The sequence below is a fragment of the Candidatus Hydrogenedentota bacterium genome (assembly GCA_035416745.1).
In the GTDB taxonomy this organism is placed as follows: Bacteria; Hydrogenedentota; Hydrogenedentia; order Hydrogenedentales; family SLHB01; genus UBA2224.
Genome location: DAOLNV010000029.1, coordinates 25477 through 38217 on the forward strand (window position 1 = coordinate 25477; position 12741 = coordinate 38217).

Genomic DNA, 12741 nt, shown 5'->3' on the forward strand with positions numbered 1-12741 from the left:
GCTCACGTCCGCGACGGCATGCGCGACGTCATCGCTTCCCTGGAACAATCCCGTAGCGTCCCCCCGGCGCCCGCGCCCGTCGTGAACATCGATGCCGAGCAGATCGCGGCTCACGTCCGCGACGGCATGCGCGACGTCATCGCTTCCCTGGAACAATCCCGTAACGCCTCCGCGGCGCCCGCGCCCGATTACGCTGAACTTGGCAAGCTCATGCGCGAGAGCGTCGAGCAGGGCATGGCCAAATCTACCGCGAGCCTGCTCAAAGGCATGCAGGTTTCTTTGGTTCAAGCGGCCGCCGCGAAGAAAGACGGCGACAAAGAGGCGGTATCGACCGCGCAGATCGCCGAAGCCCTTCGTTTGAGCATTGAAGAAACCATGCAGAAAACGCTGGGCGAGCTGTCGAAGAATATTCAAAACAACAGCCCGAAGATCGAACTGCCCGCTGTGCCTTCGGCCGGAGAACTTGCGAAGGCCGTTGGCGAAAGCATGCAGCAAGCCCTGGGGACGATGGCCCAGGAATTCTCCGCCATCGTTGAAAAAGAATCTAAGCGCAGCGAAGATACCCAGCAAGCCCTGATGGCCCTGCACGAGGCATTTGCCGGCAACAAATCCGCCGACGCGGCTCAATCGGCGCAGCTTATGGAAATCGCAGAGGCAGCCAAACGCGCGGCCCAAACCGCCGAAAAGGCCATTGAATCCATCAAAGAAGCCAAAGAGGCCGAAGAAAAGGCCCTTTCCAAGGACAACGTCCGCGAATTTCCCGGCGCGGCTCGGAAGAACGCCGAATCCGACCTGAACGCAATGGATGCCCTGGATAGCCCCGGCTTGGCCGCTCGCACAAATGAGCAGGTCAGAGCAGCCCTCGAAAATGAACGCCCCATTCCCGGGTATACGTTTGCGGACTTTGTTCCCGGCAAGACAAACGAACTGACCGTCACGCTGTGCAAGGCACTGGCCGACCGTCAATTCGCCGATCTCACGCCGTTTTATCTCTACGGCGGGGTCGGTTTGGGCAAGAGCCACCTGTTCAACGCTATCGGCAACAACATCATGGCCAAGAATCCGGACATGCGCATCGGGTATGTGTCCGCCGGAATGATGGCGCGGAAGTTCACCAAGGCACTCGCGGAAGACCACGCGCTTGAGGTCCGAGGCCGCTATTGCGACCTGGATGTTCTGCTCATTGACGATATCCATCTGCTGGCGGACAAGCCGAGCGCGCAGGAGGAAGTGCTGTACATACTCGATGCGTTCCTTCACGAGGCGCGCCCCATTCTGCTTGCCGGAAACGCGTCGCCGGACAAGCTGAGCCGTTTGGACCCCTGCCTGGCGTCCAGGTTGTTTTCCGGCGTGGTATCCTCAGTACGGGCGCCCGAGCAGGCGGCCCGCATCGAGATGCTTACGCGAATGGCCCATAGTGCAGAAGCCGATGTCCCTAAGGACATCGTGAAGTTGATTGCTATGCAGATCCAGGATGACATGCGCAAGATGACCGGCGCGTTGCGCAAGGTAATCGCCTATGCCCGCGTTTCGGGGCACGCAATCGACAAGAATCTTGCGGGCGAAGTCTTGAGTCAGCTCGGTGTGGATGCGGCATGATCGCGCCACATGCGGTATACTTTTTGGAGAGTTCCGGTGGGGAAAGCGTATCGTACACGTTGGGGAACAGGGATAGATAAGGAAAACTGCTGTGCCACCCAGAACGAGAAAGCGCCGTTTAGGCGATGTTCTTCTTGAACAGGGCCTGATATCTGAAGGGCAACTGCAGGAAGCGGTTACTCTGCAGCGCGGCTCCAACCAGAACCTGGCTCAATTTCTCCTGGAGCGCGGCTACTTGGCCGAGGAAGAACTGGTCATCGCTCTGAGTGAACAGCTCGGCATACCTCATATCCGGGTTGCCAACTACAATATCCCCGACGAAATCCTCCGCGAAGTGCCCGAATCTCTTGCGCGCCAGTACCTGATGCTTCCGGTGTCCGTTACAGGCGACGTGTTGACCCTGGCGATGGCGGACCCGCTGAATATTATGGCCCTCGACGACCTGCAGATGCTGACCAGTTACGAGATCGAGCCCGTTGTGGCCGTAAAATCGGAACTCGAGGAGGCCATCGAGCGGCACTACGGCGGCAAGCAAAGTTCCGAACTCTTCGATGAACTCGTTGCGGGAAACAACAACAGGGCCGACAAAATGCAGGTTGTCGACGAGCCGCAAGATATCGCGGACCTGGCATCGCTCGAGGCCGAGGCTGAAGACGGCCCGGTGATACGTATTGCCAACCTCATCTTGTTGAACGCCCTCGAAATGGGGGCAAGCGATATCCACCTCGAACCGTACGAAAAACAATTGCGCATCCGGTACCGCGTGGACGGGACGCTCGAGGAAGCCAAGAGCCCTCCGAAATCGATGCAGGCGGCCCTGATCTCCCGTTTCAAGATCATGAGCCACCTTGACATCGCCGAACACCGGCTGCCGCAGGACGGACGTTTCCGCATCGTCTCGAGAGGACACGAGATCGATTTTCGTATATCGTTTCTTCCCACGTATCACGGCGAGAAAGTCGTGATGCGCGTCCTCGACAAGAGCAACTTGACGCTGGATCTGGACAAGCTCGGCTTCGAGCCGCAGCCCATGGAAGCGTTCACGGATGCCCTCAAACTGCCCTTTGGCATGATACTGCTTACCGGACCAACGGGCAGCGGGAAGACCACCACCCTGTACAGCGCCCTGCATAAAATCAATAAGCCGTCCCATAATATCGTGACGGTCGAGGATCCCGTGGAATACGAACTCCCGGGGATTAACCAAGTGCCGACGAAAAGCGAGATCGGCCTTACATTTGCCGCCGCGCTGCGCAGTATCCTTCGGCAGGACCCCGATATCGTGATGGTCGGCGAGATTCGCGACGAGGAAACCGCGGATATTGCCGTGAAAGCGGCTCTCACGGGGCATCTGGTCTTGAGCACACTCCACACCAACGATGCCGCAAGCGTTTTTACGCGCTTGACCGATATGGGACTCGAACCGTTCCTGGTCCAATCTTCGGTTGCCCTCGCGGCGGCCCAGCGCCTATTGAAGTGCGTCTGCGGAAGCTGCAAGGAACCGATTCAAGTGCCGGAAGATGTTCTCAAGCGCATCCAGTTTACCAAGGTATTGTGCGAAGGCGAACCGACCTTTGTTCGCGGCCGCGGATGCACCCGATGCAAGGGAACGGGATACAAAGGCCGCCTGGCGGTGATTGAAGCCATGCCCAATTATCCTGACCTTCAGGACCTCGTGATGAAGCGGGCGCCCGCCATGGACATCAAGCGGATGGCACTCAAATGCGGAATGCGATCGTTGCGGCAGAACGCGCTTGCGAAAGCCGCGCGCGGGCTCACGACAATCGAGGAGGTCCTGCGCACTACCGCCGCGGACTGACCGGTTAAGAACCGCCGGATGGGGCCAGGGGAAAAAGGGCCGGATACGGTTGCCTTTCGAGCAGGCGGCATTCGGCCCGGAGGAATGGAGGCACTATGGAATTCAGTGTGAAAGAGCTGCTCGGGAAGATGATCGAGCTGGGCGCGAGCGACCTTCATATCGGCGTGGGCATCCCACCCGTCGTTCGCCTTTCTGGCGACCTGCAGCCGCTGGATGGCTACCCATCCTTGCGTCCGGAAGATACGCAGGAAATCATCTATACGGTGATGAATGAAGAGCAGATCGCGACGTTCGAGGCGACGAAAGAATGCGATATGTCATTCGGCATCGACGGCCTCAGCCGTTTTCGCTTGAACGTGTTCCGCGACCGCGGCTCCGTTGTGGCGGCTTTTCGCTCGATCCCGTTCGAGATCCGTTCCGCCGACGAGCTGGGTCTGCCGCGCGTCGTGCAGGATTTTGCTCATCGGCCCATTGGCCTCGTGCTTGTCTGCGGCCCCACGGGCAGCGGGAAATCAACGACCCTGGCTTCGATCATCGACCGGATCAACCGCGAACGCAGCGTACACATTATCACCATCGAGGACCCCATCGAATACCTCCATTCCCACCACCGCTCGGTCGTAAACCAGCGGGAAGTAAGTGCGGATACCCAAAGTTTCGCGGCAGCGCTCCGCCACGTGCTCCGTCAGGACCCCGACGTGATTCTCATCGGCGAAATGCGCGATCCCGAGACCATCTCCGCGGCATTGACCGTGGCCGAGACGGGCCATCTGGCCTTCGCCACCCTGCATACCAACGATGCCCTCCAGACCATCAACCGTATCGTCGACGTCTTCCCCGCGAGCCAGCAGGACCAGATCAGGACCCAGCTCTCGTTCGTACTGGAAGGGGTGGTGGTGCAACAGCTCATACCACGCGCCGACGGCAAGGACCGGGTTCTGGCCCTCGAAGTCATGATTCCGAATATCGCCATCCGGTCGCTTATTCGGTCCGAGAAGCTGGAGCAGATCCCCTCGATGATCGAGATCGGCACCTCGGAAGGCATGATGACGATGAATCAGTCGCTCTTCCGCCTGGTCCGCCGAAACATCATCTCGCTCGAGATGGCCTTTAAGCGCAGTTCCGATCCGGAAGGACTTCAACGTCTGGTCGAAAAGGGAATGTGAGCAAGGACGGCCCCATAATCTCCACCCGTTTGCCGCTGGAAGGTCCCAACCGCTGGCCCTGGCTGGTGGGGCTTGCCCGTATAGGGATGCTCGCCATCATCGCCGCGGGCACCTATTTGCTCGCCGACCGGGACAGCCCGGGCATCTCGTTTCTCCCGCTTTTCCTCGTTTTCGGCGCCGTCACGAGCGTGTACTACCAGCTCCGGCTCCGCCGCATCGAGACGCCCCCCGCCCTTCTGACATGGGCGCAGCTGCTCGTGGACTTCGGCGTCGTGGCCGCAACGGTCAGTTTTACGGGCGGGGCCGCCAGCCTGTTCACCTTTCTGTTCGTCATCGTAATCCTCGAGGCAGGGCTCCTGCTCGGACAGAAGCAGGGGTTCTTCTTCGCCACTCTTGCCACGGTTTCAATGCTGATCCAGACGTTCCAATTGTCTCTTCCCAAGGAATCGCTTGAACTCCTTGCCCATTGGTATGAATTCCTGGTAAAAGGACTCGGGTACTATCTGACGGCGTTCATCAGCGGATACTGGTATCTGCGCGTTTACCGCATGCAGCAGTTCCAGCACGAGATCCTCGACAATATGAACAATGGCTTCCTTATCACCGACAGGAACGGCATGGTCATCGCCCAGAACAAGGCCGCCTACCGCATACTCGGGTTGCCCCAAGGCGCCGGCGTGGGCCAGCCCGTTCAGGAGGTGCTTCGCGTCGAATCCGGAGCCGAATGCCCCCTCCTTACGGCTTTACGGACCGGCCGGCACTTCACCAGCTACGAGTTTCACGCGCGCACCAGTTCCCAGACGGTAAAACTCCTGGGGCTTACGACCAGCCCGATTCACGACTCGCACGGAAATCTCACCGGCATCATCGCCTCGTTTACCGATCTCACCGAGATGGCCAAGATGCGCGAGGAACTCAAGCGTCAGGACCGGTTAGCGGCGGTCGGGGAGCTATCGGCAGGATTGGCCCACGAAATCCGCAATCCTGTCGCCGCGATCCGGGGCGCCGTTGATGAACTCAAGGGCAGCCTCGGCGCGCCGCCCATCGCCGAGCGGCTGGCCGCCATAGCCATCCGAGAATCCGACCATCTCAACCGCATCGTCACGGATTTTCTCGATTTCGCCCGCAATCCCGAGATTCGGCGGGAGATCTTCCCGATCGCCGGCCTCGTGCAGGAGGTCACGGAATTGCTGCGGGACAAATACCGGAGCTGCGAGGTCCTGCAGATCCAGGCACAGCCGCCCGTGAAGAAGTGCCTCATTTCCGGTGATCGGTCCCAGATCAAACAGGTTTTCATGAATATCGCGAAGAACGGCATCGAGGCCATGCAAGAGCAGGGAACGTTCGGCATCGCGGTCAATCCCGACTCGACATCGGTCGAGGTGCGGTTTGACGATCAGGGAACCGGGATTGCCCCGGACGAGCTTGCGCGGATTTTCGAGCCTTTCTATACTACCAAGGCCAGCGGCGTCGGCATGGGATTGGCCGTGTGCCTGCGTATCGTGACGGCCCACGACGGCACCATACGCGCGACGCCGCGCGAAGGCGGGGGCACGTCTCTCAGCGTGCGGCTTCCTATCATGCGAGAAGAGGAGTAGAACCGCGTGTCCAACAGATTCTCAGCGCTTGTAGTCGACGACGAAGCGGGCATGCGTGAACTGCTCGAGATCGTGCTGGGCAACGCCGGGTATGACGTTACCGCGACAGCGACCATCGAGGCCGCATCCGCAGCCCTGGAAAAGGGCCCCTACGATGTCGTGATTACCGATCTGCGCATTGATAACGACCACGCCGCGGGGCTGCGCCTGTTGTCATGGATTAAGGAGCATGCGCCCACCACCCCCGCCATTATGATCACCGCGCATGCGTCGATGGAGACCGCCATCGAGGCGCTCAAACTCGGCGCCGCTGATTACATTATGAAACCCTTCAAGAACGATGAACTGCGGTTGCTCGTCAAACGGGCCATCCAGCAGCGCAACCTCATTCGGGAAAACATCGCGTTGCGCAAGAGCCAGGCGCTCCGCGGAACCATCGACAACATTATCGGGAAAAGCCATGCCATCGAAGAAACCCGCGAGATGGTGCGCCGCGTAGGCACGTTGCCAAGCACCGTGGCAATCCACGGCGAGAGCGGCACGGGCAAAGAGCTGGTGGCCCGTGCGATCCACCAGCTCAGCGAGCGGGCCGCCAAACCGTTCGTGGCAATCAACTGCGGCGGCTTTCCCGAAAACCTCTTGGAAAGCGAGCTTTTCGGTCACAAGAAAGGCTCGTTCACCGGGGCCGTGGAAGACAAGGAAGGCCTATTCGTTGTTGCCGACGGCGGCACCCTGTTCCTGGACGAGGTGGGCGAGATGCCCCTGTCGTTGCAGGTCAAGCTCCTGCGGGTCCTGGATAACCAGACCATAATGCCCGTGGGCGGCACCACCACCATCAAAGTCGATGTGCGGATCATCTCGGCCACGAACCGCAACCTCGAGGAGATGGCCAAGTCCGGCGAGTTCCGCGAAGACCTTTACTACCGCCTGAACGTAATCCCGATCACGGTCCCGCCACTGCGTGACCGCGAGGGGGACGTGCCCCTGCTCGCCCGTCATTTCGCCAAGGCGCACGCCGCCCGGCTTGGTTGCGGTCCGGTGGATATTTCCCCCGAAGCCGAGGAAGCCTTGGACAATTTTCGCTGGCCGGGCAACGTGCGCGAACTCGAGAACGTTCTCGAGCGCGCGGTGGCCCTGTGCCGCGGCGACCACATCGAAATCACCGATCTTCCCCCCTACATCCGCGACTACGTGCCCGAACCTAAGCCGGCCCTGAGCGATCTGCCCGAGGGCGGCCTGGACCTCGAGGAATACATCGCCAACATCGAGAGCAAACTGATCCTGCAGGCCTTGAAGCGCGGCAGGTACTCGCAGAAACGCGCCGCGGAACTTCTCGGACTCACCAGCCGCTCCCTGCGCTACCGCCTTCAAAAATACAGCCTCAGCGAAGAAGAGTAGCCTCAGGAATCCGTTCAACGCGTTCGCCGCTTCACTGCCGGATACATGCATGCGCCTGCATTCCGCCCGGCCGGAGCGGTCGATGCGCCGTGAGTGGAATTCACGCGCTTGTGCTACCATGTCAGGTGGAACGGCCTTAGACGCAAGGCAAGCCGAAAAGGAGCATCATCATGGCAGGATTTCCGATAGGACGCAGGACCTTTCTGGCCGCGGCGGGCGCGGGATTGCTCTTGAGCCCGTCCGCGCGGGGCGCAAACGAACGCATTGCCGTGGGCGTCATCGGCGCCGGCGGCCGCGGCTCATCCCTCATGGACGAAATCGTCAAGCTGCGGGAAAGTCATCAGGTCGAGATCGCCGCGGTATGCGACGTCTGGCGCGTAAACCTCGAGACCGCCGCTGCCAAGATCGAAGGCTGGTTCGGGAAAGCCCCATTCCGGACCACGCGTTTTGCCGAACTCCTCGCGCGAGACGATATCGACGCAGTCGTCATCGCGACACCCGATTTCGGGCACACGCCCATTATGCTCGAGGCGCTCAAAGCAAATAAGGACGTTTACGTCGAGAAGCCGATGAGCATCGACCCTGACGATGCGAACATGGCCCTTGACCTCGCTCGTGAACGCGAGCGCGTGGTGCAGGTAGGCACTCAGCGCCGGAGTGAGGGACGCTGGAAGACAGCGCGCGCGTTCTTGTCCGAAGGGAAGCTGGGTCATGTGAGCCGCATTTCGTCTTCGGTGTGTTTCAATCATGCCCGCTGGGCTCGTGACGTCAGCAATGTCAAAGAAGAAGACGTCGATTGGGAGGCTTACCTGTTCAACCGGCCCATGGTGCCGTTCGATCCCAATCTTCTTCGCCGCTGGCAGCTGTACCGGATGTGCACGAACGGCCTGTCCGGCCTGTGGATGTGTCATCTGGTCGACGTCATGAATAACGTCACCGGCGCCGATTATCCCAACAGCGCCGTCGCTCACGGCGGGATTTACGTCTGGAAAGACGGGCGCGAACATACCGACGTGTTCCACGCGTTGTTGGATTACCCGCAGGGTTTCCTGTTCGATTGGAGCATGTGCCTCACCAACAGCGCCGGCAACCGTTATATGGTCTACGGACGGTATGGCACGATGGATCTCGAAGCGCTCCGGTACTCGGGAGAGGGCGGCGAAGAAGGCAAACAAATCGAGACAGGCGAGCTGACCCCCGAACCCAATCAGGACCATATGGCCAATTGGATTGACTGCTTGCGCAGCCGGCAACGGCCCAATGCGGATATCGAATTCGGCCATCAGCATTCCATGGCCACGATCATGGCCGCGGAAGCCCTCGACAAGGGCATGCGCATGCGGTACGACCGCGAAGCACGCCGCATCTACGCAGGATAAACCGCGCTAAAACGCCTGCGGCGAGGGGCTCGTCCTCGACACGGAGGACTGTTGCGGCAGAATCACGCGCGAGGAGAAGGACATGCCGAAATTTTCGGGGCGGCGCGTCAATACCACGCCGACGGCCTTCCGCGGCGTGTGGTACGGGTGCGGTCGTCAGAACACGCTGCCGGGGCACGAGTTTGTGTATGCCGGGGGCAAGGCCACGTATTCGGCGTGGCACCGGCCCATGGCCGTGTACGCGCGCGCGGCGAACCGGACCTTCTTTGTGTATGGAGATGCGGAGAACCGCCCCGCGATCGGCGTATTCGATCATGCGGCCTCCGCGTTTGCAGAGCCCCTGGCCCTCGGCACAAACCCCGACGCCAACGCCCATCGCAACCCCACCCTTCTTATAGACGAGGACGGATTCCTCTACGTGTTCTACGGGTACGCCGGCGGCAAGCAGCCTATCCAAGTGCTGCGGTCCCTCTATCCGTATGACATCTCGGCGTGGACCCACATGACCGCCCTTACCGATGGCAACGGCTCGTATGCCAGCCCGTGGGAACTCCGGCCGGGCGAGCTCATTGTGCCTCACCGGCAACCTGCGGGCTGGTGTTTCAAGAAGACGCGCGACCAGGCCGTCACCTGGAGCGACACCGTACAACTGGCAACGTTCAGCAGCTACGAAGGCACGTCAACCGTCTACGGGTTGACCACTGGCGAGACCGGTTCCTATCCGCGTGGCCTTCACTTCGCCTGGTCGCGTCTGGGGGGAGGTTCTCCCGAGGCTATTCAAACCAAGCATCTGTGGGCCCGCCGGTACAACGTCTACTACGCGTGCTCACACGATGGCGGCGACACATGGCAACGGAGCGACGGTTCGCCGTACGAACTCCCTATCACCGAAGATGCCGCTGAAAGACTCTACGATTCCGGCGAGCACGGCATATGGATCAAAGACATGGCCGTCGCTCCGGGCGTGGGGACGCTCATCCTCTTTCTCGACGCCGACGCCGATACCTACCGCAGCGAGTGGAAGATCGCACGGAGGACCGGCGCCGGCTGGGAAACTGTTAATCTGACATCCAGCGACCACATGTACGACGCCGGCGCGTTTTGCGTGCTCAGTAGCGGCGACATCCGCCTGTACGGCCCATCCGAGCCCGCGCAACACGGCTGTGACGGCGGCAACATCGAGGAATGGCGCTCCGTCGATGGCGGAAAGACCTGGAACAAATCGCGCACCCTCACCCACGGCGCCCAGCGCTCCCACAACCACGTCAAGACGGTCCTCAATCACGAGCAGAGCGACGGCAAGTTCCGCGTGATGTGGTCCTGCGGCGATGGCCAATCCCCTCCCAGCGACACCCAAGTCACCATGTACTACTTCGGCGACGGGATGGACGCCCCCCGTCAGATCGAGGCGTCGTAGGGAACGCATGCGGGAATTCTTGTTCCCCTCCATATTGCGACCATGAGCTTCGGGAAAGGCGAAATGTTCAGGAAGGGGTCGTAACGGGGCGGTGAGAATGTCGGCGCACACGACAGCGGCGGGATTGCGATGTCCCTCGCGCTTCTGCCGGTACGCGAAGAGGCTGCATATGGAGGGGTCGATGTTGATGCTGGTGAGCCGTCCTCTGCCGTTGAGCCAATCGCACAGAGAGTTGTCCCATTCGCCTGCGCCGATGCCCACGTTGCACACTCGGACGCCTGAAAAGATGCCGAAGCGCTCAACGACCTCGTTGCGCGTCCAGTATTCGAGGTAGAGGCAGCGCGGCGACCGGTTCCATGGGCCTGCATCCGGTCCGCCGGACTGGAGATACTGCTCGAACAATCGACGGTCGTCGTCATCTATCCTTGGCGTCCTTCTGGGGAATAAAATATCGCTGCATTCATTTTCCCACGGCGTAGCGGTAGTTCCACCGGCGGTTGGGCGCGCTATCGCCATTGACACCGAGTTCGGAGACGTCATCGAAGCTCTTGATGTTGTCGGCCCAGTGGAAATCAAACGCGGGCGCGCCTTCGGCTTCACCCACGAGCGCCCGGGGAACGGCGAGTTCCATGCCATTTCCGTTGACGCGGTATTCCGCCGCACCGGCCGGTTCCCAGGACCCGTCCCGCCATGCCTTTACGGTTGTCTCGGTGTCGCTGATGACTTCGGCGTTGACGGCGTAGTCGTATCCGAGCCAACCGGTTCCCGCGTCCTGATCCGTGTTCAGCAGCAACAGCATCCAATAGGGGTCGGTGTGAGGCGTGATGGAATGTGCTGTCTGGACGAAAAAGAACAGATGGTGTTCGTCATAGGCGGCCTTTGAAAGGACGAAATCGTTGCGGCCGGTGTCGTTGCGGTACACCAGCGTCCCGTAACCGGGATGGTCGCGGTGGACCACGTCGCCGATCGTGTCTCTGAACTCGGGCGTGACGGCCCGCCAATCGCCGAACGCGCCGTCCATGGCGACCGCAGCGGGCCCGCTCGATACGGGTAGCGGCCGCACGCCTTTGAAACGGCGCACCCAGCTCGCTAACTGGTAGTAATAGCTGTCGGAGTGGCCGCCGCGCATGGGTTCGCAGTCGCGGCTGTATTCGCGGGTGTATTGGTCCACGAACAACCCGCCGGGGTAATAACAGTCGGCATCGGTGTACGTGCTCCATTCCGTGTACCGTCCGGCCACCCACTCGTTCCAGCCGGTTACAAAGATGAACTTCGGATTGACCTCCATCGCGCGCCGCCACTGCTCTTCGAAATTGAGACCCAGATTGACGGCGTCTTCGCGGGGGTCGTTCCCGCCATCGTGCCAGCTGCGGCCCATTGCCCCGGCTTTGTGGGCCATCGGCGCGGGCCCGGGCGTGTTCGGCAGGGCGTTCTGGGCCACGCCGACGCTCATTTGCTCGGCCTCGCCCGCGCTGTTCGTGAACACGTGTTGCGGATGCACCTCAAGCCAGCTCCATTGGTCGGGTCCGTCGGGCCCCAGCCAATAATCGGGCATGGGGCGGCGGAACGTGAAAAAGGCGAGCATTTCCGGGTCTTTGATAAACTCCTTGTTGGCCAAAAGCAGCGGTTTGCCGTCCCACACGAACCAGAGGTCGCGCCAAAGGCCGGGTTTATAAAGGTCGTCCCAGAGGCGCTTGACCACCTCGGTCGGGTCCCAGAACGGCGCGATGAAACCGATAGCGGGAGTGCGGTTGCCTTCTTGCCGCATGGCCGTGTACTCGCGGCAGAGGGCCTCGTATTCGTCCTTCCAGGTCCAGGGAGGGTTGGTGGTGTCGAACAGAATAACGTCGATTCCCGCATCGGAAAGCATGCTCGCGTGCTTTCGAATTACGAAGGGATCGGTCATCAGGTAGTACCCAAGTTCCGGTTCGCCCCAATGGTGCGGCGCCCCGTTTTGCGGCCACGCCACCACGCCGTCCCTGGCCGTGGCGATGAGCTTGGTGTTATCGTTTGGGCCCCCCGGATTGGGACGGTGCCAGGTCCAGTAGAAAATGCCCGCCCACTTGTCGGGCTTCACGGGCCCGGTCTCGTCCAGGCCCGGAACCTCGCGTCCAAGGGCGTCGGTCGCGACCCACGTGTCGGCGAACGTGTCCGCGCCCTCATACGGCGTCCCGGCATATTCCTCGGCGGCAGCCGAAATGCACACGTATGCCACGGCGCTGACAATCATGAAACACCGCCATGATCCTCGTTTGAATAGCGCCTTTTGAGTCATTGATGAGTCCTCCCGTGCCCGTAAATACAGCCTGGCCAAGGTGTTCTTCCCTGCGGCGGCACAGTATGCCATTGGATAGTACCCGCCGGG

8 protein-coding genes are annotated in these 12741 nt (G+C 60.8%); 7 read left to right on the top strand and 1 reads right to left on the bottom strand.

Going from position 1 to position 12741, the window contains the following annotated elements:
* The 7 genes from PLJ71_10910 to PLJ71_10940 all read left to right on the top strand — a co-directional run.
* Positions 1-1599, top strand: a 1599-nt coding sequence (locus PLJ71_10910) for a DnaA/Hda family protein (protein ID HQM49189.1), incomplete at its 5' end; no start/stop codon positions are given.
* A gap of 91 nt (positions 1600-1690) precedes the next feature.
* Complete coding sequence (locus PLJ71_10915; GenBank protein HQM49190.1) at positions 1691-3418, top strand: ATPase, T2SS/T4P/T4SS family; 1728 nt, start codon at positions 1691-1693, stop codon at positions 3416-3418.
* A gap of 95 nt (positions 3419-3513) precedes the next feature.
* A complete protein-coding gene (locus PLJ71_10920; GenBank protein ID HQM49191.1) occupies positions 3514-4584 on the top strand; it encodes a type IV pilus twitching motility protein PilT in 1071 nt (356 codons plus the stop codon).
* Positions 4581-6182 (top strand): ATP-binding protein, encoded by a 1602-nt coding sequence (locus PLJ71_10925; GenBank protein HQM49192.1) that lies wholly within the window; start codon positions 4581-4583, stop codon positions 6180-6182. The genes PLJ71_10920 and PLJ71_10925 overlap by 4 nt, the downstream gene beginning before the upstream one ends.
* A 6-nt stretch (positions 6183-6188) precedes the next feature.
* Positions 6189-7580, top strand: coding sequence for a sigma-54 dependent transcriptional regulator (locus tag PLJ71_10930; protein HQM49193.1), 1392 nt, complete (start codon positions 6189-6191; stop codon positions 7578-7580).
* 170 nt (positions 7581-7750) lie between these two features.
* Positions 7751-8959 carry a Gfo/Idh/MocA family oxidoreductase gene (locus PLJ71_10935; protein ID HQM49194.1) on the top strand — a complete coding sequence of 403 codons (1209 nt, stop codon included), beginning with the start codon at positions 7751-7753 and terminating at the stop codon, positions 8957-8959.
* An 82-nt stretch (positions 8960-9041) separates the two neighbouring features.
* Positions 9042-10376, top strand: coding sequence for a BNR-4 repeat-containing protein (locus PLJ71_10940; GenBank protein ID HQM49195.1), 1335 nt, complete (start codon positions 9042-9044; stop codon positions 10374-10376).
* Positions 10377-10836: 460 nt separating this feature from the next.
* Here PLJ71_10940 and PLJ71_10945 read toward each other — a convergent pair whose 3' ends face one another.
* Positions 10837-12606, bottom strand: a complete 1770-nt coding sequence (locus tag PLJ71_10945) for a hypothetical protein (GenBank protein ID HQM49196.1) — start codon at positions 12604-12606, stop codon at positions 10837-10839.
* Positions 12607-12741: the final 135 nt, after the last annotated feature.